Source organism: Xenorhabdus thuongxuanensis, from assembly GCF_001908095.1.
In the GTDB taxonomy this organism is placed as follows: Bacteria; Pseudomonadota; Gammaproteobacteria; order Enterobacterales; family Enterobacteriaceae; genus Xenorhabdus; species Xenorhabdus thuongxuanensis.
Genome location: NZ_MKGR01000020.1, coordinates 54,254 through 76,714, shown reverse-complemented (window position 1 = coordinate 76,714; position 22,461 = coordinate 54,254). Strand labels below are relative to the sequence as shown.

The following is a 22,461-nucleotide window of genomic DNA, read 5'->3' as shown; positions in this document are numbered from 1 at the left end:
CGTTCGAGACGAGGACGTAGATAGGCTGGGTGTGTAAGCGTTGCGAGACGTTGAGCTAACCAGTACTAATGAACCGTGCGGCTTAACCTGACAACACCGAAGGTGTTTTGGGTGTGAGAGATAGACAAAGTTTCAGAGAAAGAAAACAGCTTGTTCGGGATTGAAAACAGGATTTGTCTGGCGGCAAGAGCGCGGTGGTCCCACCTGACCCCATGCCGAACTCAGCAGTGAAACGCCGTAGCGCCGATGGTAGTGTGGGGTCTCCCCATGTGAGAGTAGGGAACTGCCAGACATTCAATTAAACACTTGTTGCTGGTATAAAAGGCAGCAAGGTAAAGAAATTCGGTGGTGCGGTAGTTCAGTTGGTTAGAATACCGGCCTGTCACGCCGGGGGTCGCGGGTTCGAGTCCCGTCCGCACCGCCACCGTATTTAGGGGCGTAGTTCAATTGGTAGAGCACCGGTCTCCAAAACCGGGTGTTGGGAGTTCGAGCCTCTCCGCCCCTGCCAGTTAACAAATAAGTAATAATTGATATAGCTTTCAGATTAATAGCCCAGCTAACTTTAGCTGGGTTTTTTCTTATTTGTCATTTTTATCCAGTTCTAACGTACTATAGCTCTAACATATTGCAGTCCTGATATATGTTTTTGTTGGCATTTTATTGGCATATAGTTTTAACTTCTAGTTTCGTGTAATTCTAATTTCTTTTTTTCAGGCGCAGCTCCTTTAAGGTTGTTTTTGGGTAGTTACAGGCGCTTTCTCAACAGGAATTTTTAATAAGTGTTGGATGAAAGCTTGTTGGTCACTGTTTTGTAGCCATACAGCGTATAATGGCCGTTCTATTAACTGATCATTAGGTAAAGCAACGAGTTTTGGATACACTTCTTGCCAGTGTACAGGAAGGAAGGTTGCAGCATTAACACTATCCAATAACTCTTTGGCAATATGTGCTGATGTGGTTGTAATGATAGGTGGATGATCATTCTTTAAAATTTGTTGTTCTTGCTGGTGAAAATCAGCTCCCCATTCTAATTTAATATAATTTTCTACTCCCTTATCAAGATTATGCTGGGTTGTTAATAAAATAAGTTGGATATTGCCTATCAACTGACTTTGAAACTCATCCATTTTTGGCGGCTCAGTGGTGATTAAGAGATCCAATTCACGAGAATGCAATTGCTTGACTAGTGACTGGCGTGTCGAAACCAGGGATTCTATTCTTATTTCCTGGTGGTGCTGATAAAATGTATTTATCCAGGATGTTAGATAACTTTCCCATAGGGATGCTGTAGCGCCGATAGAAAGTTTTGTGTGCTGGGCGACATAATTGATTTCTTTCTTCGCCAATTGCCAGGTATTCATTAGTGATTCTGCATATGGTACCAGGCGTTCTCCGGCTGCTGTTAAGCGGATATTATTACGATGTCGTGTGAATAGATTGGTACCCAACTGATTTTCTAGTTGGCGGATACGAAAACTAACAGCGGATTGTGTTAAATAGAGCGATTCAGCTGCCCGACCAAAGTGACGAGTCTTACTGACTTCCAAAAAGGTTTTCAGTAATTCAGTGTCCACATGCATCTCCAATAGTTTTTGTCGTTAAGATTTAAATATTTTGTTTTACAGAATGTCAAGCCTCCCTAATACTCCGCGCCATAATTAGTATGACTTAGAGTTAGGAGTGTGTCAGATGGCTGAAAGCTTCATCACGACTAATCGTTTTTTTGATAATAAAAATTATCCACGTGGATTTTCTCGTCATGGTGATTTCACCATCAAAGAGGCTCAATTGCTAGAACGTTATGGTTATGCGTTCAATGAATTAGACCTTGGTAAACGTGAACCTCAAACAGAAGAAGAAAAACTGTTTGTTGCAGTTTGCCGTGGTGAACGTGCACCTGCAACGACAGAGGAAAAGGTATGGACTAAGTATTTGGCAAAAATTAGCCGTCCAAAACGTTTTCATACTCTTTCCGGTGGAAAACCGCAGCTTGATTCTTCAGAGGACTATACCGATACTGATGATTAATACCATCATTGAATTAATCATCTATGCAAGAGGGGTGGTTGCCCCTCTTCTAATCGATAACTTATCCGGCCTGCTTCTGTAATTGAATAAGTAACCTATCCATACTTCGGTAGCTGAGTGCTTCCATAATATCTGGTTTTTCTATTCTTGTTTGTTCTTTTAAGTCTGCAATTGTGCGAGAAACTCTAAGTATTCTGTGCCAGGCACGTATAGATAGCCCTAATTTCAATAAAGTATTTTCCAGAAAAACGGCATTTTCCATGCTAATTTTGCAAATATCTTCGGTTTGTTTGCTACTGAGATGGGCATTAATGCGCCCACACCGCTCTATTTGTATTTTTCTTGCTCTTGCTACGCGTTTTTTGATTTCTTGACTACTTTCTCCATATTTTGTTGATGATTGACTTAAAATTCCTGGAGGAAGCAGAGGAACTTCAATAGAGAGATCAAAACGATCTAAAAAAGGGCCTGATAGTTTAGAGAGGTAACGTAATACTTGATGTGGACTGCTTCGGTTATGAATCCCCTGATGATAGCCGGTTGGGCTAGGGTTCATGGCTGCAATCAATTGAACTTGGGCAGGAAAACGAACTTTTGCTCTGGCACGGGATATCACTATTTCGCCAGATTCTAATGGTTCCCGCAGGGCATCAAGGACACTACGGTTAAATTCAGGTAATTCATCTAGAAATAACACACCATTATGGGCAAGAGAAATTTCGCCAGGTTTAGGTATTGAGCCTCCTCCAACAAGAGCTGCCATTGAAGAACTGTGATGAGGGGCTCTAAATGGGCGTATATGCCATTTTTGAGGATTGATTGGACATCCGGCTAAGCTATTGATTGCAGCGACGTCTAGAGCTTCCTGATGCGTCAATGGCGGTAATAAACCACACAATCGGCTGGCAAGCATAGTTTTGCCGGTGCCTGGAGGGCCGAGCAATAGAAGATTATGACCACCAGCGGCTGTGATCTCCAGTGCTCGTTTAGCTTGTTCCTGCCCAATAATATCCTGTATATCCAAAATAAATGATTCAGTCTGTAGTTCAACAGGAGAAGGAGCGGCTAAGGTTGAGTTTTCTCCTTGTAAGAAATGGCAGACTTGCAGCAAATGATTTGCCATTAGCGTTTCGTTTTGAGACAAAATTGCCAGTTCAGCTTGGTTCTCTGAGGAGAGAATAAGTTGTCTTTCTGCTCTTTTTGCACTCAATGCTGCGGGAATTGCTCCCGTAACTTGCCGTATTTCACCAGAAAGTGCTAACTCACCTAAAAACTCATAATTATGTAGCTTATCTGTCGTGATCTGCTCCGATGCGGCTAAAATTGCAATAGCAATGGGTAAATCATATCTTCCTCCTTCTTTGGGGAGGTCTGCTGGTGCTAAATTGACAGTAATCCTTTTGGGTGGATAAATAAAACCACTATTGATCAGGGCGCTTCGGACACGATCTCTTGCTTCCTTTACGGTAGTTTCAGGTAAACCAACAAGGGTGAGACCGGGTAAACCATTACTGATATGTGCTTCTATCGTGACGATAGGGGAATCAATACCAATTGTTGCCCGTGTATGAATAACGGCCAGTGCCATGATGCTCTCCTTAGCAAGAAAGCTGTTATCATGGATCGATAAAAAATAATGAAAAGTCGCCTTTCGTTATTTTGTGAAAAGGATCGTAAATATATTCGTCATTATGATTATAGTGATAACCATCCAGTCGTTTGGGTTTTAATAATAACATAATGTTATATATGAATAATCTAACAAACTGGGATTCTGATGTTAAAAAATCGAGCGGGAATGAGTGATACTCATCGGTAATCATAACTCAATAAAATACATAAATTTAATTTAATAAATTTTAAACTTATATACTATTAACTATGTTAATAATTAACTGTAAAAATTAATTTTGATCGCATTTTTGCCATGTTATCGAGAGTTAGACGATTAATTCGTTTTTCTATTATTTTATTTATTAATTATTTTACTAAACAAACAGATGGCAATTTTTTCTGAGATAAAAATGAGTAAATGACAGTGAATTTATCTATTTTTTGGTTATCTAAATGAAAAATATAAATAAAATAATTTTGTTATAAAAAAACAAAAATAATCGTTGTCAACAATCATAGAAAGTGATAACTCTTAAATATACGTCAAACATACGAATTAAAAACGAATAAAATTATGAACGCATTTGTCCTAGTGATTAGCCTAATTATTAGCGTGGTGGTGATTATCCCACCGTGCGGGGCTGCACTTGGACGAAGAACGGCTTAGACAGAAGAAAAGCCAGATTCCAAGACCCCCGCACCGAAAGGCGCGGGGGTTTTTTTTAGGCCTGATACTGGGTTCGACAAGAGTAGACAAAACATCACAACAGCTAACAGCAAGGTAAACGTAACAGGGGAGACGGCAATGAACGGGGCACAATCGGTTGTAGAGGCATTACGAAAACAGGGAATTGAAAAAGTTTTTGGTTATCCAGGTGGAGCAATCATGCCAGTTTATGATGCGCTGTATGATGGTGGTGTTGAGCACATATTGTGTCGCCATGAACAAGGCGCTGTTATGGCAGCCATTGGCTATGCGAGGGCAAGTGGTAAGCCCGGAGTTTGCATCGCAACATCAGGGCCAGGAGCGACAAACTTAATCACGGGATTGGCTGACGCATTATTGGATTCCGTTCCTGTTGTCGCTATTACCGGTCAGGTGAGTTCTGAATTTATCGGGACAGATGCCTTTCAGGAAATCGATATACTGGGAATGTCTCTTTCTTGTACAAAACACAGTTTTCTTGTTGATTCACTGGAAAAATTACCTCAAATCATGGCCGATGCTTTCTCCATTGCCATGAATGGTCGTCCAGGCCCTGTTCTGATTGATTTACCAAAAGATATTCAGTTAGCACAAGGTGATTTTGCCCCCTATTTAATACCGACATCACTACAGTTTTCTCTTCCAAAACAAGAGATTGAATTGGCTCGTCAATTGTTAGCTTCATCTCGGAAACCTATTTTGTATGTGGGTGGCGGGGTTGGTATGTCTGGTGCTGTTCCTGAATTGCGTAATTTTGTATCTGAAACGGGTGTTCCCGTTGTTTCCACATTGAAAGGTTTGGGAGCGGCAGATTTTGAACATGAATGTTATTTGGGAATGTTAGGGATGCATGGTACTAAAGCCGCTAACCTTGCCGTTCAATCCTGTGATTTATTAATTGCCGCTGGGGCGCGTTTTGATGATCGTGTGACAGGAAAGCTGAATACTTTTGCACCTCATGCCAAAGTGATCCATTTGGATGTTGATCCTGTTGAATTTAATAAATTACGTCAGACTCATGTTTCATTATTGGGGGATTTAAAAACCCTATTGCCTCATTTACAGCAACCTTTATCGATCCAAGCCTGGCAACAAAAAATCAAACAATTAAAAAACGAACACGCATGGTGTTATGACTATCAGGGCGAAAGCATTTATGCTCCGTTGTTGTTGAAGCAGGTTTCTGAACGTGCTTCGTCCAGTACGGTTATCACAACCGATGTTGGGCAGCATCAGATGTGGGCTGCTCAGCACATGACTTTTAGTCAGCCAGAAAATTTCATCACATCAAGTGGATTAGGCACGATGGGATTCGGTATTCCAGCGGCGGTTGGTGCCCAAATGGCTCGTCCTGAAGATATGGTTATCTGCATATCTGGTGACGGCTCCTTCATGATGAATGTTCAGGAATTAGGCACTATTAAACGTAAGCAATTGCCGATCAAACTGATCTTATTGGATAACCAGAGATTGGGCATGGTTCGTCAGTGGCAAGAGCTGTTTTTTGGCAAACGTTATAGCGAAACGATCTTAACTGATAACCCTGATTTTCTTACGTTGGCGCAGGCGTTTGGTATTCCGGGACAGAGAATTACTGACAAAGCACAAGTGGATGAAGCATTGGATGCTTTGTTCAACAGCGAGGGTGCGTATTTATTACATGTGTCTATTGATGAATTAGAGAATGTCTGGCCATTGGTTCCACCAGGCGCAAGCAACGAAACCATGTTGGAGAAATCATTATGAGACAGCATCAACTTGCTATTAAGGCGCGGTTTTGTCCTGAAATGTTGGAACGGATTTTGCGAGTTACCCGTCACCGCGGGTTTCAGATATGCGCATTGAATATGGATCATATAACAGATAGTGATAATGTAAATATTGAACTCACCGTGTCTAGCCAGCGTCCAGTTAATTTACTTTTTTCCCAACTGATGAAATTGGTGGATGTGGCTGGTGTTGAGATCAAAGACAAAGAATCACGATTAATAAGCGCATAATGCGCCATTGAAGGAAAACTGAGAATGACAAAGCAAGCTGATTATATTTGGTTCAATGGAGAAATGGTGCCTTGGGCAGATGCCAAAGTTCACGTTATGTCCCATGCCTTACATTATGGTACTTCGGTATTTGAAGGGATTCGTTGCTATGACTCCCACAAAGGGCCTGTTGTTTTTCGTCATCGTGAACATATGCAACGCTTGCGTGACTCAGCCAAGATTTACCGTTTTCCAGTAAGCCAAAGTGTGGACGAATTGATGGAGGCTTGCCGTGAAACGCTGCGTAAAAATAAATTGGTCAGTGCTTACATTCGCCCATTGGTATTTGTGGGTAATGTTGGAATGGGAGTAAACCCACCTGCTGGTTATAAAACAGACGTTATCATTGCTGCTTTCCCGTGGGGCGCTTATCTCGGTGAGGAAGCCTTGGATCAGGGCATTGATGCGATGGTTTCTTCATGGAATCGCATGGCAGCAAATACGATCCCTACAGGCGCAAAAGCGGGAGGTAACTATCTCTCTTCTTTGCTGGTGGGAAGTGAAGCGCGACGTCATGGTTATCAGGAAGGTATTGCTCTGGATGTTCATGGTTATATTTCAGAAGGAGCGGGCGAAAACTTATTTGAAGTGAAGGATGGCGTTCTATTCACACCGCCATTTACGTCATCTGCCCTGCCAGGGATCACCCGTGATGCCATCATCAAGTTGGCACAAGATCTTGGTTTGGAAGTTCGTGAACAGGTACTTTCTCGCGAATCGCTTTATTTAGCGGATGAAGTCTTCATGACAGGAACGGCTGCGGAAATCACACCAGTCCGCAGTGTAGATGGTATTCAGGTGGGTATCGGCAAATGTGGCCCAGTCACTAAAAAGATCCAAAGCGCGTTTTTTGGCTTATTTGATGGTACGACAGAAGATAAATGGGGTTGGTTAGATCCCGTTAATCCTTAATAAAAAATATAAAACTCAACAGGCGGCCGTTCCCCGCCTGTTTTGATTGCCGAAGTTAATTAATAAGACTGACATGGGAGTAAAGACAATGCCTAAATATCGTTCTGCCACGACGACTCATGGCCGCAATATGGCGGGAGCTAGAGCTTTATGGCGAGCCACAGGTATGACAGATGCAGATTTTGGAAAACCTATTATTGCGGTTGTTAACTCATTCACGCAGTTTGTGCCAGGACATGTACATTTGCGTGATCTTGGCAAGCTGGTGGCAGAACAGATTCAGGCATCAGGGGGGGTTGCGAAAGAGTTCAATACTATCGCTGTTGATGATGGTATTGCGATGGGGCATGGTGGAATGCTTTATTCGTTACCTTCGCGTGAGTTGATTGCTGACTCGGTGGAATACATGGTCAATGCCCACTGTGCTGATGCTATGGTGTGTATTTCCAATTGTGACAAAATCACTCCGGGAATGTTGATGGCATCTCTGCGCTTAAATATTCCGGTTATTTTTGTTTCTGGTGGTCCAATGGAAGCGGGTAAGACGCGATTATCCGAGCAATTGATCAAACTGGATTTGGTCGATGCCATGATTCAGGGCGCCAATCCAAATGTCAGTGATGAACAGAGCGATCAAATCGAACGTTCTGCATGTCCGACGTGTGGTTCTTGTTCAGGTATGTTTACGGCGAATTCAATGAATTGTTTAACCGAAGCACTTGGACTTTCGCAGCCAGGTAATGGTTCATTGCTTGCTACCCATGCTGATCGTAAGACCCTGTTTATCAATGCTGGTAAACGCATTGTTGAACTGACTAAACGTTATTATGAGCAAGATGATGATAGTGTTCTCCCGCGTAATATTGCGACCAAAGCGGCATTTGAAAATGCGATGATATTGGATATTGCGATGGGTGGTTCGACCAACACCGTTTTACATTTGTTGGCCGCAGCGCAGGAAGCTGAAGTTGACTTCTCGATGGCGGATATTGATCGTCTGTCTCGTCAGGTGCCGCATTTATGTAAAGTTGCTCCGAGTACTCAGAAATACCATATGGAAGACGTACATCGTGCTGGCGGTGTGATTGGGATACTTGGTGAGCTTGATCGCGCAGGGCTTTTGCATCGCGATGTGAAAAATGTTTTAGGCTTGGATTTGCCAAAGACATTAGCCCAGTACGACATCATGCTGACAAAAGATGAAAGGGTTAAAAGGATGTATGCAGCGGGGCCAGCAGGAATTCGTACCACACAAGCCTTCTCACAGGATTGTCGTTGGCCATCGTTGGATACAGATCGCGAAGCAGGATGTATTCGTGAACATACTCATGCTTACAGTCAGGATGGCGGGTTGGCTGTTTTGTTCGGCAACATTGCAAGAGATGGTTGTATTGTAAAAACAGCAGGCGTTGATAAAGAAATCCTGACTTTCCGTGGCCCAGCCAAAGTTTACGAGAGCCAGGAAGATGCAGTAGAAGCAATTCTCGGTGGAAAAGTAGTGGCGGGCGACGTAGTTGTTATTCGTTATGAAGGGCCGAAAGGTGGCCCAGGTATGCAAGAGATGCTCTATCCCACCACGTATCTGAAATCGATGGGATTGGGAAAAAGTTGTGCATTGATTACGGATGGGCGTTTCTCAGGCGGAACATCGGGCTTATCTATTGGTCATGTCTCTCCAGAAGCGGCAAATGGTGGTTTGATTGGCCTGATTTATGACGGTGATATCATCAATATTGATATTCCAAATCGTAACATTCAGTTGGATGTGGCGGAAACAGCACTGGCAGAGCGTACACAAGCTGAATTATCTCGCGGAGATAAAGCGTGGACACCTAAGTCCCGTGAGCGTCAGGTTTCTTTGGCATTACGAGCTTATGCTTCATTGGCGACCAGTGCTGACAAAGGCGCGGTGCGTGATAAAACCAAACTGGGGAGTTGATTGTGGCGGTTTATCCTCTTAATACTGAACCCAAGGGAGCAGAATATCTCAAGGCGGCATTGAGTGCGCCAGTTTATGATGTTGCTCAAGTCACTCCCTTACAGGAAATGAAAAAAATCTCTGCGCGTTTAGGCAATACTATTTTGGTTAAACGGGAAGATCGCCAGTTGGTACATAGTTTCAAATTGCGCGGTGCGTACGCGATGATCGCCGGTTTGACGGAAGAGCAGAAAAGCAAAGGTGTGATCACGGCTTCCGCAGGCAACCATGCGCAAGGTGTTGCATTATCGGCCAGTAAGGTTGGCATAAAAGCCACCATTATTATGCCGATAGCGACAGCGGATATTAAAGTCGATGCTGTCCGCAGTTTTGGTGGTGAGGTTTTGTTGCATGGTACGAACTTCGATGAAGCAAAGGCAAAAGCCATTGAGATAGCAAAAGAGCACGGTTACACCTTTGTGCCACCCTTTGACCATCCTATCGTGATTGCAGGCCAGGCTACATTGGCAATGGAGTTGCTACAGCAGGATGTTCATCTTGATCGCATCTTTGTTCCGGTTGGCGGCGGCGGGTTGATTGCGGGGGTTGCCGTTCTTATCAAACAGCTTGTACCCGAAATAAAAGTTATTGGTGTGGAAGCCGAAGATTCTGCCTGTCTGAAAGCGGCACTGGAAGCAGGGCATCCAGTCGATTTACCTAGAGTTGGATTATTCGCGGAAGGCGTAGCGGTCAAACGCATTGGCGACGAAACGTTTCGTTTATGCCAGCAATATGTCGATGATGTTATTACGGTAGACAGTGATGCTATCTGTGCTGCGATAAAAGATATCTTTGAAGATGTCAGGGCGGTTGCAGAACCTTCCGGTGCGCTGGCGCTGGCAGGCTTGAAGAAATATGTCCAGCAACATCAGATTCAGGGAGAACGGCTGGCACATATTCTTTCTGGGGCTAATGTGAATTTTCATGGGTTGCGTTACGTTTCAGAACGTTGTGAACTTGGAGAGCAACGCGAAGCCTTGCTGGCGGTGACTATCCCTGAACAAAAGGGGAGCTTCTTACAGTTTTGTCAGATACTGGGTACTCGTGTTGTGACTGAATTTAGTTATCGTTATTCGGATACAACAGATCCAAACCAGGCCTGCATTTTTGTTGGTATCAGATTGAGTCGGGGAAATGCCGAACGTCGTGAAATCATTGAAGAATTAAAAACATCGGGATATCAAGTCGCTGATTTTACGGATGATGAAATGGCGAAGTTGCATGTTCGTTATATGATCGGTGGCAGACCATCCAAGCCATTGCAGGAACGATTGTTTAGTTTTGCTTTTCCTGAATCTCCAGGTGCTTTGCTGAAATTTTTGCAGACACTGGGGACTCATTGGAATATCACGCTGTTTCATTACCGTAGTCATGGCACAGATTATGGGCGTGTATTGGCTGCCTTTGAGCTTTCAGGGCCAGAAGTGTGTTTTGATCGCCATTTGGATGAGTTGGGATATGAATACCATGATGAAACCGATAACCCTTCGTTTAAGTTATTTCTGACTTAGTCATCAATTAAAGAAATAAACAGCAAAATATCTTCCTAAAGGAGGCTGTTTTGCTGATTTTATATATTCAGATCATAACGACTTCCAGACTACAATAGCTCCCAAAATGCCTTAATCAACGGTTCGCCCAAGCGCTTACTCAACGCACAGACACCCAATTCAAATGGCTCGACCAAAGCAATATTTTCCAGCAGTGAAATACGGTTGCGCACAGGTTCAGGACTGTTTTCGACAACAACCGTAGGGATCAGTGCAATCCCACAACCTAGTGCTACCATAGAAACAATCGCTTCATGGCCGGAAACTGTCGCGTAAATGACGGGGTGCAGTATCTTATGTCGGCGGAACCACAGTTCAATACGCTTGCGGGAAGGGCCGTGCTGAGGCAGGATAAAAGGGATGTTATTCCAGTCGGGGTGTTCCTGGGTAGCGAGATTTCTCACGGCACAAGGCAGAGAAGGAGCAATCAGTACCAGTGGTACTTCACCTATTTTGGTAAAGCTGACATTATCAGGCAGTTTCTCTGGCTTACCTGCAATCCCCAAATCCATAGCATCGGATTGAACTTTATCAACGGCATCAGCAGCGTCTCCTGTTGTCAGTTTAATTTCCACTAGGGGATGTTCTGCCCGAAATTTATCCAATACTTGTGGTAGATGGCTATACGCAGCCGTGACTGAACAGAATAGACGTAACTCTCCCGTTAGTGATGGGCTTTGGTGGTTTAATGAATGCTGTAACTGTTTATATTGCAGGAGAGTTTGCAGGGCAAATTGTTTGAATTGTTCACCGGCTAAGGTCAATTTTACTGTCCGGTTATCCCGCAGAAAAAGCGGATGCCCCAATAATTCCTCAAGACGCTGGATCTGGCGTGAAAGTGTGGATGGACTGACGTGCATGGCCTTGGCTGAGCGGCCAAAATGGCAACTTTCCGTAAGGTGTAAAAACAGTTTTAAATCACGTAGATCCATCGTTTTTAGGCCCTTTATTGAGAGGCTGTTTGCCGTGAAAAAGTTTGTTGCATAAACTGCAATGTAGTCTTGTTAATATATCAATTTCAGCAATGGCTTGCATGTCATATATTGTTTCTATGCAAACGACCTCACACCTAATTATTACATCGGAGTCACCATGGCTAATTATTTTGATACGTTGAACTTACGCCAACAATTGGCGCAGTTAGGCAAATGTCGGTTTATGGCGCGGGAAGAATTTGCTGACGAAGCAGGGTATTTGAAAGGCAAGAAAGTGGTGATCATCGGTTGTGGTGCGCAAGGGCTAAACCAAGGTCTCAATATGCGTGATTCTGGTTTAGATATTGCTTATGCCTTGCGTAAAGAAGCGATTGATGAAAAACGACCATCATGGCGTAAGGCAACCGAAAATGGTTTTAAGGTTGGCACTTATGAAGAATTAATTCCACAGGCTGATTTGGTGATCAACCTGACACCAGACAAACAGCATTCAACGGTGGTTCAGGCAGTGCAACCCTTGATGAAAGAAGGTGCAGCGCTGGGCTATTCCCACGGTTTCAACATCGTCGAAGTGGGTGAGCCGATACGCAAAGATATCACCGTTGTGATGGTTGCGCCTAAATGCCCGGGTACTGAAGTGCGTGAAGAGTATAAGCGTGGATTTGGTGTGCCTACTCTGATTGCTGTACATCCAGAAAATGATGCAAAAGGCGAAGGGATGGCAATCGCGAAAGCGTGGGCAGCCGCAACAGGGGGACATCGGGCTGGTGTACTGGAATCTTCTTTCGTAGCAGAAGTTAAGTCTGACTTGATGGGAGAACAAACCATTCTGTGTGGCATGTTACAGGCTGGTTCTTTGTTGTGTTATGACCAACTGGTTGCTGATGGTGTTGATCCAGGTTATGCCGGAAAATTAATTCAATTTGGTTGGGAAACTATCACTGAAGCTCTGAAACAGGGTGGCATTACATTGATGATGGATCGTCTTTCTAATCCAGCAAAATTGCGTGCCTATGCCTTATCTGAACAACTGAAAACTATTTTGACTCCTCTGTTCCAGAAACATATGGATGACATCATTTCTGGTGAATTTTCTTCCACAATGATGGCAGACTGGGCAAATGACGATAAAAACTTGCTGACTTGGCGTGAGGAAACCGGTAAGACGCCGTTCGAAAATTACCCAGACTGCACAGGGCATATCAGTGAGCAGGAATACTTTGATCATGGCGTCCTGATGGTTGCAATGGTCAAGGCGGGAGTAGAACTGGCATTCGAAACGATGGTAGATACTGGCATTATCGAAGAGTCTGCTTATTATGAATCTTTGCATGAACTGCCGTTGATTGCGAATACCATCGCTCGCAAGCGTCTGTATGAAATGAACGTGGTAATTTCTGATACCGCAGAATACGGTAACTATCTGTTCTCATACATCGCTGTTCCGTTGCTGAAAGAGAAATTTATGGCAACCCTGCAATCAGGGGACTTAGGAAAAGAAGTTGCAGATCGTAGCGTTGATAATGCGCAGTTGCGTGATGTGAATGAAGCGATCCGTAACCATCCGATTGAAATTATCGGCCGTACTTTGCGTGGCTATATGACAGATATGAAACGCATTGCAGTCGGTGGCTAATATAATGTTTATCCTGCCCGAAGTGACTTTATCGGGCAGGTAGTTCTTTCATTCTTACAAATCGAATTTCAATTTTAGTTCATCAATGGCTTGTCGCTGAAATGCTTCAAATCGTTCTTTCGGTTGCTGCGACTGGATCATATTCAGCGCAGGATCGTTGACTTTCGTGCGCACACCGCTTAATTCCTCCATGACAGCTAATCCACAGAAAGGTACATAGGCTTCGGAATACCCCCCTTCGTGAACGATGACTAATTTGCCATGGCACAACTCATCGGCTGCTTGCTGTACCCTGCGGGTCATTTCACGGAAGCTGTCACTGTGCAACTGCATTCGTGCCAGAGGATCAAACGCATTGGCATCATAGCCGCAGGCAATGATGATCAACTCGGGTTGATAACGTCCCAAAGCAGGGAGTACAATCTGATCCATAGCATAAAGGTAACTATTGTGCCCAGCTCCTGCCATCAATGGGATATTGATATTAAACCCTTCTCCTTTGCCAGTCCCGATATCTTCTTCGCCACTATAGCCTTCGGGATAGCAGCCATCTTGATGCAGTGAAATAGTCAAAACATCATCACGCTCCCAAAAGATATGCTGTGTTCCATTACCGTGGTGAACATCCCAATCAATGACTGCAACTCGGCCAACTCCAAGCTGTGCTTTTGCGTGCTCAATGGCAAGGGCAATATTAGCAAGAAAACAGAATCCCATTGCTTGATCTGGCAGACAGTGATGCCCAGGGGGGCGGGAAAGACTATAGGCATTATCCAATTCGCCTTGTAACACAGCTTTTACTGCGGCATAAGTTAGCCCAGCGGATAGTTTGGCTATTTCATAGCTGCCTTGCCCTATTGGTGCCTCTGAGCCTAATATTCCTCCGCCATTATCACTCACGGACTTAAAGTGCTGTAAATATTCTTTGGTATGAACTAGCTTCAGTGTTGCATCATCGAGAGGTTCAGCACCACGTAGTTGCAATGAATGACTTAAACCTGAAACATCCATTAAGCTTTTCATTCTGCGTTTTGTTTCCGGTGATTCTGCATGTCCTGCACCGTTGGGAGGTTGTACCCATCTTCCAACCGGAAATGTCATAACATGTGATAAACCAGAATTATGCCAGAAACAGAGTTCATCAAAGAAAAAGCCTGTTTTACGTAACATATTACATCCTCTTTGATTCCATTTATTTTTCAAGCTGCAACTTGAAATCTATTGGGTATATTGATTGTATGCCAGTAAGCGTAATTGATTGTTATAACATCAACGTAGTTAAATAGATCCTATGTATTTCAATTACAATAGAATCAATATTGATATATTTGGCCTGAGTAATTTAAGTTATTAATAAAAAATTATTTTGTAATTTATCATATAGATTAATAATAAAATGAATGAGTTTTAGATACAGCTTCCAAAACAGTATGCGATTAAATCCAAGTCAACAACAAGCGGTTGAATTTGTAACAGGACCTTGTCTGGTTCTGGCGGGTGCGGGTTCCGGCAAAACCCGAGTGATTACCCATAAAATTGCCCACCTGATCCGCACCTGTGGTTATCAGGCTCGCCATATTGCGGCAGTCACTTTTACTAACAAAGCGGCACGTGAGATGAAAGAACGTGTTGCCCAAACTTTGGGGCGTAAGGAGACACGGGGATTAATGATCTCGACTTTCCATACCTTGGGGTTGGAGATCGTTAAGAGTGAATACAAAGCGCTGGGAATGAAAAGTAACTTCTCATTATTTGATGATCAAGATCAGATGGCTTTGCTAAAAGATCTCACTGCGGATTTGCTGCAAGAAGATAAAGATCTGCTACAAAAACTGATTTCTAACATTTCTAACTGGAAGAATGACTTAATGTCGCCAGAACAAGTAATGAGCATGGCACGTTCAGCGCAGGAACACCAGTTTGCAGAATGTTACCGTCGTTATGACTTGCACCTGAATAGTTGTCATGTTCTCGATTTTGATGATCTGATTACCAAACCAACTTTGCTGTTAATGCATGATGAAGAAGTCAGGGAGCGTTGGCAGAATAAAATTCGCTACTTGCTGGTGGATGAATATCAGGATACGAATACCAGTCAATATCAACTGGTGAAATTATTGGTGGGTAATCGCGCACGTTTTACCGTGGTTGGAGATGATGATCAATCCATTTATTCATGGCGTGGTGCTCGTCCACAGAATTTGATTTTATTGAAGGATGATTTTCCACAGTTGAATGTGATTAAGCTGGAACAGAATTACCGTTCATCAGGGCGAATATTGAAAGCGGCAAATATTCTGATAGCCAATAATCCCCATGTTTTTGAGAAAAAACTCTTTTCGGAATTGGGGTATGGTGAGCCACTCAGGGTGATCGAAGCGAACAATGAAGATCACGAAGCTGAACGTGTAGTGGGGGAGTTGATCGCTCATCACTTTATCAATAAAACGGAATATAAAGATTACGCTATCTTATATCGCGGTAACCACCAATCCCGTATCTTCGAAAAAATGTTGATGCAAAATCGCATTCCTTACCGAATTTCCGGTGGAACATCATTCTTTTCTCGACCCGAAATTAAAGACCTGCTCTCTTACTTGCGTGTTTTGACCAATCCTGAGGATGACAGTGCGTTTCTACGTATCGTTAATACACCCCGGCGAGAAATCGGTGCGGTGACGATCCAGAAATTGGGCGAATGGGCGAATCAGCGTAGCAAGAGCTTATATCAAGCCAGTTTTGATCTTGGGTTGGAACAGCATTTAACAGGACGTGGTTTGGCTGCATTACAGCGCTTTATCCACTGGATGGACGAAATAGCTCGTCAAGCGGAGCGGGAACCATTGCTGGCGGTGAGAGACTTACTGCGCGGCATGGATTATGAAAGCTGGTTATATGAAACCTCTCCCAGCCCAAAAGCGGCTGAAATGAGAATGAAGAACGTCAACCAGCTCTTCACTTGGATGAGTGAAATGCTTGAGGGAGATGACTTGAATGAGCCAATGTCCCTTTCCCAAGTTGTGGCGCGTTTTACGTTGCGGGATATGCTGGAGAGAAGCGAGGAAGATGAAGAGTTGGATCAAGTTCAGTTAATGACGCTACATGCTTCCAAAGGGCTGGAGTTTCCCTATGTTTTTTTGGTGGGTATGGAAGAAGGTTTGTTACCTCACCAAAGCAGCATTGATGAAGACAATATTGAGGAAGAGCGTCGTTTAGCTTATGTGGGCATTACGCGCGCGCGGAGAGAACTTTTTTTCACCCTCAGCAAAGAGCGTCGCCAGTTTGGTGAACTTATTCGTCCGGAACCGAGCCGATTCTTGTTTGAGTTGCCACAGGATGATTTGGATTGGCCACAAGGTAAGCGAGTGATGAGCGCAGAGGAAAGGATGAAACAGGGGCAATCGCGCCTTGCCGACATTAAATCCCGTCTAGGGCTTGGGCAGAAAAACGGCAATAAGTAGTCCGATGATAATCCCCCTGCATTTGTGGATAATTGCAGGGGGAATAAAGTAAAAATTTTAGCCGAGATGAGAGTTGATTTGCTCCTCAAGGAACAATGGCCATTGGACATAATTCTGCCATTTCATTTCTTGCTGTAATGCTTCAGTTCCGAGTGGGTGTTTTATTTGCCATTGATGGGGCAAGATGATAATGAGCGTTTCATTTTCTGCCTGTAATCGTAAGGTTGGCAAAGTGTCATCTCGCCGACGTCTGGCGAAAATAATTGCCAGACGCAATAAGCGACATAACCTTTGTGCCTGTAACAATGGCATAGCATTTTGCTGACTGAGTGATGCTAAATCCACTGGCCCGCTTTGATTTTTCAATAGCGTAGCCAACAGTCGTTTTTGGGCAGGAGTATAACCAGGCAGATCCAAGTGGTTTATCAAATAAGCGGAATGTGCGGGCCCCTGGCGAAAATCAACAAACAAGCCTATTTCATGGAGCAAACAGGCACCGACTAATAATTCGCGACAACGTTTGTCCAATTTCCATGATTTGGCAACTTGTTGGCAAAAATTTTCGGCTAACTGTTTGACACGCTGTGCCTGCTCAATATCCAATTGAAAGCGATGCTGAATATTGCACAGGGTTCTTGCCCGAATATCCTGCTCGATCGGCAAATCCAGCATCCCGTAAATCAGGCCTTCACGTAGTGCGCCGCCTGCTAATATCATACTTTCGATATTTAATGCCTGAAAAATGGCGATTAAGATTGCCAATCCACTTGGAAAAACCAACGCCCGTTCCAGTGTCAGCCCATCGATTTCCAACTCTTCCAGCTTGCCGCATTCAATCGCCTGATGTTTAAGTTGCTGGAGTTTGGGTAAGGTGATCAGTTCATCCATACCTTGAGCAATCATAATTTCCTGCAAGGCTTGTACTGTGCCGGAAGCTCCTACGCAAATATTCCAGCCTTGCTCAAGCAGCTTAGGGGTAACAGGGCTGAGAATATCATGTGCAGCAGCTTCTGCGTTGGCAAAGTTTTCTGCTGTCAGACTGCGATCATTGAAATAACGTTCCAGCCAGGTAACACAGCCCATTTCAAGGCTGAAAAGCTGATTGGTTTTGGCTCCGACACCTGTTACCAATTCAGTACTGGCACCACCAATATCTACAACAAGTCGCTTTTCAGATCCGCCAGTCGTGTGAGCAACACCTTGATAAATTAGCTGAGCCTCTTCTTCACCGCTGATCACATGAACAGGTTTGCCTAATATTTCTGAGGCCTTCCTGACAAATTCATCTGAATTTTTTGTCAACCTCAAGGTTGCGGTAGCAACAACGCGGATCTGTGAGACAGGAATATCTTGTAAATATTCGGAAAAGAGGCGCAAGCACTGCCATCCTCGTTCCATTGCCTGTTGTGATAAATGATTATTTTTATCTAAACCGGCAGCCAACCTGACTTTGCGTTTGATACGAGTAACGACTTGAATGCTGCCGGATACTTCACGGACAACCAGCATATGAAAACTGTTTGAGCCTAAATCGATAGCCGCATAAAGCGAAGAAGCACTCAGCATAGTATTTATTCCGGCTTGTGTTGTTTCATATCGTGTTATTTCAACATTACGTTATTTCAATACCGAGCGTACCATTTCAGCATTGCGTCATTTTAGCTTGGGCGCTTATTGTTGCGTGTTACATTACCACGGCGTGGTATGTTGGTACGCCGAGGGTGTCCCCCTGAGCGAGTGCGATTACGGCGCTTAGGTACTGGCAGATCTTTTAGCAATGCATCACTGTTATATTTGCTAACAGGTATCTGGTGCTGAATATATTCTTCAATAGCTGGTAAGTTCAGCGCATACTCTTCACATGCCAGGCTGATAGAATGACCACTTTCTCCAGCACGGCCTGTCCGGCCAATTCGGTGAACATAATCTTCACAGTCATCTGGTAGATCATAGTTAAATACATGTGTCACAGATGGGATATGCAGCCCACGTGCGGCAACATCTGTGGCAACCAAAATGTCCAGATTGCCCAAGCCAAATTCTTCAAGAATACGCAGGCGTTTTTTCTGTGCAACATCACCAGTCAGCAAACCAACCCGATGACCATCAGCGGCCAGATGAGCCCAGATGTCTTCACAACGGTGTTTGGTATTGGCAAAAATGATGCAGCGATCAGGCCACTCTTCTTCCAGTAGAGTCTGTAGCAGGCGCATTTTTTCTTCGTTGGAAGGATAAAATAGCTCTTCCTTAATGCGATGCCCTGTTTTTTGCAGCGGTTCCACTTCCACATACTCAGGATTATTCATCTGCTCAAAAGCCAGTTCACGCACTCGATAAGAGAGAGTTGCGGAAAACAGCAAGTTCATTCTTTCTGTAGCCGCAGGAAGCCGACGGAACAACCAGCGAATATCTTTGATAAAGCCTAGATCATACATGCGATCCGCTTCATCAAGTACCATAACTTGAATGGCACCAAGATGGATATGGCCCTGTTTTGCGTAATCGATCAAACGCCCTGTTGTGCCAATTACGATATCGACGCCAGCTTCCAGAACCTTGAGCTGTTTATCATAGCCATCGCCGCCGTAGGCAAGACCCATTTTTAACCCAGTGATTTGCGACAATTCTTCTGCGTCAGAGTATATTTGAACCGCCAATTCACGGGTAGGCGCCATAATCAGCGCTCTTGGCTGATTAGTTTTACGCTCTTTCCTCGCAGGATGAGTCAATAAATAATTAAAAGTGGACGCCAAAAATGCCAGCGTCTTGCCCGTTCCGGTTTGTGCTTGCCCCGCAACATCTCGGCCTTCGACAGTTAAAGGCAATGTTAGCGCCTGTATCGGCGTGCAGTTGGAGAACCCTTTTTTTTCAAGGGCTTCTAACACTTTGGGGTGCAATGCGAAGTCGGAAAACTTCTTTTCTGTCAAATGTGTTTTGCTCATAGTAAGGTAGAATATCAGTTAACTATTGCTTTAAGAAAGTGTATCCGCTGAAATAAAGACACCCTTATGTTGGTTAATGTACACTGACACTGTAAAAGATTTTATTTTTGGAGCAAAAAATGAGTGCGAATATTATTTCTCTGACTGATGCTGGCTTTGGAAACGATGTTTTGAAAGCACAATGTCCTGTTCTCGTTGAATTCTGGGCTGAGTGGTGCGGTCCTTGCAAAATGATTGCCCCTATTCTGGATGAAATTGCCACAGAATACGAAGGAAAATTGACAGTTGGCAAGCTGAACATTGATGATAACCCAGCAACAGCACCAGAATACGGTATTCGTGGTATTCCAACTCTGATTCTGTTTAAAGGCGGTGAAAAGGTTGCAGTAAAAGTGGGCGCTTTGTCAAAAACTCAACTGAAAGAGTTTTTGGAACCACACCTCTAATTTAGAATCAGGTCACAGTAATTACGGACGTTTGGCGTATGAGATGATTTATCTCATTGACCGCTAGACGTCCGCTATGAAGCATGGTAAGTTAGCGGCCATGTCCTTGTTGCTTGTATGAAGCTTCGCTTGAATGGATTCTTTATTCGATATAAAAGCTTATTGTTATTGATATAAAGAGTTGACATTAAGCATGTTACATACTAAACAATTTGTAGTGTCTGATAAATCTGTTATCTCTGGATCACCCGAAGTATCTGATGACATATCGCATTTGGTAAAATTTCTGAATCTATATACGATTAATCCAGTATATAGCTTAGTACACTCATAGCATCCTAATGCTAAATATCTTTAAGCGGCGTTTTTATCCTAGGCATTTTTATGTCGAACCTTTTCTTTCTCGTGCTAGGTGTAAGGTATAGAATTTGCTAACAGTGCTTATGTTAAAAAAATGTTTATGCTGAAAGATGTGTATGCTGAAATAGTGTCCATTGTTAAACTTTAATAGTGTTCTCGCTATAAAATTATATCTATATTATAGATAGTTATAACATATGGCACATAGATAGTTAGAAGATAGTTTTGACAGTTTGTCAGCCTTATTTTGAAATCAATTTGAGTACTTCAAACTATTGCCTTGTAATATAATTTAATATGTTAGAAGGCGTTATTCGTTTCTGGTACAAATAAACAGGCATCGATAATGCTGCCATACCATTCACGTTCATAGTTCGAGATATACCCCGAGTTAAAGAACCCACCATTATGAATCTTACCGAATTAAAGAATACGCCGGTATCTGAGTTGATTACTCTCGGCGAAAATATGGGGCTGGAAAACCTGGCTCGTATGCGTAAGCAGGACATCATTTTCTCTATTCTCAAACAGCATGCGAAAAGCGGAGAGGATATTTTTGGAGATGGTGTGCTGGAGATATTGCAGGATGGATTTGGTTTCCTCCGCTCCGCAGACAGTTCTTACCTTGCAGGTCCTGATGATATCTACGTTTCTCCTAGTCAAATCCGCCGCTTTAACCTCCGTACCGGTGATACCATTTCAGGGAAAATTCGCCCACCAAAAGAAGGTGAACGTTATTTTGCCCTGTTGAAAGTTAATGAAGTTAACTTTGACAAACCTGAAAATGCCCGTAGTAAAATCTTGTTTGAAAACCTGACTCCACTTCATGCTAACAACCGCTTGCGTATGGAGCGTGGTAATGGTTCTACTGAAGATTTGACAGCCCGTGTTCTGGATCTGGCAGCGCCGATTGGCCGTGGTCAGCGTGGCCTGATTGTTGCACCACCAAAAGCGGGTAAAACCATGCTGCTGCAAAATATTGCAGCTAACATCGCCCATAACTACCCAGATTGCGTTTTGATGGTTTTGCTGATTGATGAGCGTCCAGAAGAAGTCACCGAAATGCAGCGTCTGGTAAAAGGCGAAGTGATTGCTTCAACCTTTGATGAACCTGCTTCCCGCCATGTTCAAGTGGCTGAAATGGTGATCGAAAAAGCTAAGCGTCTGGTTGAACATAAGAAAGACGTTATTATCCTGCTGGATTCCATTACCCGTCTGGCTCGCGCATATAACACTGTGGTTCCTGCTTCCGGTAAAGTCTTGACTGGTGGTGTGGATGCGAATGCCCTGCATCGTCCAAAACGTTTCTTTGGTGCTGCACGTAACGTAGAAGAAGGTGGTAGCCTGACTATCATTGCGACTGCGCTGGTTGATACTGGCTCCAAGATGGATGAGGTTATTTACGAAGAATTTAAAGGTACAGGTAACATGGAATTGCACCTGTCCCGTAAGATTGCGGAAAAACGTGTTTTCCCAGCCATTGATTACAACCGTTCAGGGACGCGTAAAGAAGAGTTGCTCACTGCACAGGATGAGCTACAGAAAATGTGGATTTTACGTAAGATCATTCATCCGATGGGTGAAATCGATGCGATGGAATTTCTTATCAACAAACTGGCTATGACAAAAACAAACGAAGAGTTCTTCGACTTTATGAAACGTTCATAGTGTTTGTAAAATTGAATAGTTCCGTAATAATCAGTGAATAAATAGTATTTACTGCCCTAAAGCGCCACATTTTTGTGGCGTTTTTTTTTATGGCTTTAGCCAGTTTAAGATGCGTTAGCTTCTTAAACATAAAACCATATATGGACACCGACTCAATGCAAGTGGGCAACCTATTTTTCTTTTTTG

Annotated in this window: 17 protein-coding genes, 2 tRNA genes and 2 rRNA genes; 15 read left to right on the top strand and 6 right to left on the bottom strand. The window is 43.5% G+C overall.

Annotated features, from left to right (window positions below):
- From Xentx_RS13225 to Xentx_RS13210, 4 genes are all read left to right on the top strand, one after another.
- Window positions 1–90: ribosomal RNA gene (locus tag Xentx_RS13225) — 23S ribosomal RNA — on the top strand; the annotation flags it as partial.
- Window positions 91–176: 86 nt separating this feature from the next.
- A 5S ribosomal RNA gene (rrf, locus tag Xentx_RS13220) occupies window positions 177–292 on the top strand.
- Between the two features lie 55 nt (window positions 293–347).
- Window positions 348–424: transfer RNA gene (locus Xentx_RS13215), tRNA-Asp, on the top strand.
- 8 nt (window positions 425–432) lie between these two features.
- A tRNA-Trp gene (locus tag Xentx_RS13210) sits at window positions 433–508 on the top strand.
- A gap of 217 nt (window positions 509–725) precedes the next feature.
- On the opposite strand, the gene hdfR is transcribed toward Xentx_RS13210, so the two are convergent.
- Complete coding sequence (hdfR, locus tag Xentx_RS13205; RefSeq protein ID WP_074020694.1) at window positions 726–1,574, bottom strand: HTH-type transcriptional regulator HdfR; 849 nt, start codon at window positions 1,572–1,574, stop codon at window positions 726–728.
- A gap of 115 nt (window positions 1,575–1,689) precedes the next feature.
- Here hdfR and Xentx_RS13200 point away from each other — a divergent pair, with 115 nt between their 5' ends.
- The gene (locus Xentx_RS13200) at window positions 1,690–2,028 is read left to right on the top strand and encodes a MaoP family protein (protein WP_074020693.1); all 339 of its coding nucleotides are present in this window, start codon (window positions 1,690–1,692) and stop codon (window positions 2,026–2,028) included.
- Window positions 2,029–2,089: 61 nt separating this feature from the next.
- On the opposite strand, the gene Xentx_RS13195 is transcribed toward Xentx_RS13200, so the two are convergent.
- Complete coding sequence (locus tag Xentx_RS13195; protein WP_074020692.1) at window positions 2,090–3,616, bottom strand: YifB family Mg chelatase-like AAA ATPase; 1,527 nt, start codon at window positions 3,614–3,616, stop codon at window positions 2,090–2,092.
- 600 nt (window positions 3,617–4,216) lie between these two features.
- Between Xentx_RS13195 and Xentx_RS18880 the strand changes: the two genes are divergently transcribed.
- From Xentx_RS18880 to ilvA, 6 genes are all read left to right on the top strand, one after another.
- Window positions 4,217–4,309: an IlvGEDA operon leader peptide gene (locus tag Xentx_RS18880; protein WP_139292496.1), complete on the top strand. Its 93-nt coding sequence runs from the start codon at window positions 4,217–4,219 to the stop codon at window positions 4,307–4,309.
- 138 nt (window positions 4,310–4,447) lie between these two features.
- Entirely contained in the window at window positions 4,448–6,094 is a 1,647-nt protein-coding gene (gene ilvG, locus Xentx_RS13190) for an acetolactate synthase 2 catalytic subunit (protein ID WP_074020691.1), read from the top strand.
- Window positions 6,091–6,348, top strand: coding sequence for an acetolactate synthase 2 small subunit (gene ilvM / locus Xentx_RS13185; RefSeq protein ID WP_074020690.1), 258 nt, complete (start codon window positions 6,091–6,093; stop codon window positions 6,346–6,348). The genes ilvG and ilvM overlap by 4 nt, the downstream gene beginning before the upstream one ends.
- A 24-nt stretch (window positions 6,349–6,372) precedes the next feature.
- A complete protein-coding gene (locus Xentx_RS13180) occupies window positions 6,373–7,299 on the top strand; it encodes a branched-chain amino acid transaminase (RefSeq protein WP_074020689.1) in 927 nt (308 codons plus the stop codon).
- An 88-nt stretch (window positions 7,300–7,387) separates the two neighbouring features.
- On the top strand, window positions 7,388–9,238 hold the full coding sequence (gene ilvD, locus Xentx_RS13175; RefSeq protein WP_074020688.1) for a dihydroxy-acid dehydratase: 1,851 nt from the start codon (window positions 7,388–7,390) through the stop codon (window positions 9,236–9,238).
- Window positions 9,239–9,240: 2 nt separating this feature from the next.
- Window positions 9,241–10,788: a threonine ammonia-lyase, biosynthetic gene (gene ilvA / locus Xentx_RS13170; protein ID WP_083600967.1), complete on the top strand. Its 1,548-nt coding sequence runs from the start codon at window positions 9,241–9,243 to the stop codon at window positions 10,786–10,788.
- Between the two features lie 89 nt (window positions 10,789–10,877).
- Here the strand turns inward: ilvA and ilvY are convergent, their stop codons facing one another.
- Window positions 10,878–11,759 (bottom strand): HTH-type transcriptional activator IlvY, encoded by an 882-nt coding sequence (gene ilvY, locus Xentx_RS13165; protein ID WP_074020687.1) that lies wholly within the window; start codon window positions 11,757–11,759, stop codon window positions 10,878–10,880.
- A gap of 160 nt (window positions 11,760–11,919) precedes the next feature.
- On the opposite strand from ilvY, the gene ilvC reads away from it, so the two are divergent.
- Complete coding sequence (gene ilvC, locus Xentx_RS13160; protein ID WP_074020686.1) at window positions 11,920–13,398, top strand: ketol-acid reductoisomerase; 1,479 nt, start codon at window positions 11,920–11,922, stop codon at window positions 13,396–13,398.
- Between the two features lie 54 nt (window positions 13,399–13,452).
- On the opposite strand, the gene Xentx_RS13155 is transcribed toward ilvC, so the two are convergent.
- Window positions 13,453–14,568, bottom strand: coding sequence for a class II histone deacetylase (locus Xentx_RS13155; RefSeq protein WP_074020685.1), 1,116 nt, complete (start codon window positions 14,566–14,568; stop codon window positions 13,453–13,455).
- 260 nt (window positions 14,569–14,828) lie between these two features.
- Between Xentx_RS13155 and rep the strand changes: the two genes are divergently transcribed.
- Entirely contained in the window at window positions 14,829–16,859 is a 2,031-nt protein-coding gene (rep, locus tag Xentx_RS13150) for a DNA helicase Rep (protein ID WP_074020684.1), read from the top strand.
- A gap of 57 nt (window positions 16,860–16,916) precedes the next feature.
- Here rep and gppA read toward each other — a convergent pair whose 3' ends face one another.
- Complete coding sequence (gene gppA / locus Xentx_RS13145; RefSeq protein ID WP_074020683.1) at window positions 16,917–18,425, bottom strand: guanosine-5'-triphosphate,3'-diphosphate diphosphatase; 1,509 nt, start codon at window positions 18,423–18,425, stop codon at window positions 16,917–16,919.
- Between the two features lie 92 nt (window positions 18,426–18,517).
- Window positions 18,518–19,801 carry an ATP-dependent RNA helicase RhlB gene (gene rhlB, locus Xentx_RS13140; RefSeq protein ID WP_074020682.1) on the bottom strand — a complete coding sequence of 428 codons (1,284 nt, stop codon included), beginning with the start codon at window positions 19,799–19,801 and terminating at the stop codon, window positions 18,518–18,520.
- 119 nt (window positions 19,802–19,920) lie between these two features.
- On the opposite strand from rhlB, the gene trxA reads away from it, so the two are divergent.
- The gene (trxA, locus tag Xentx_RS13135) at window positions 19,921–20,247 is read left to right on the top strand and encodes a thioredoxin TrxA (RefSeq protein WP_074020681.1); all 327 of its coding nucleotides are present in this window, start codon (window positions 19,921–19,923) and stop codon (window positions 20,245–20,247) included.
- Between the two features lie 768 nt (window positions 20,248–21,015).
- Complete coding sequence (rho, locus tag Xentx_RS13125; RefSeq protein ID WP_074020680.1) at window positions 21,016–22,275, top strand: transcription termination factor Rho; 1,260 nt, start codon at window positions 21,016–21,018, stop codon at window positions 22,273–22,275.
- Window positions 22,276–22,461 lie beyond the last annotated feature (186 nt).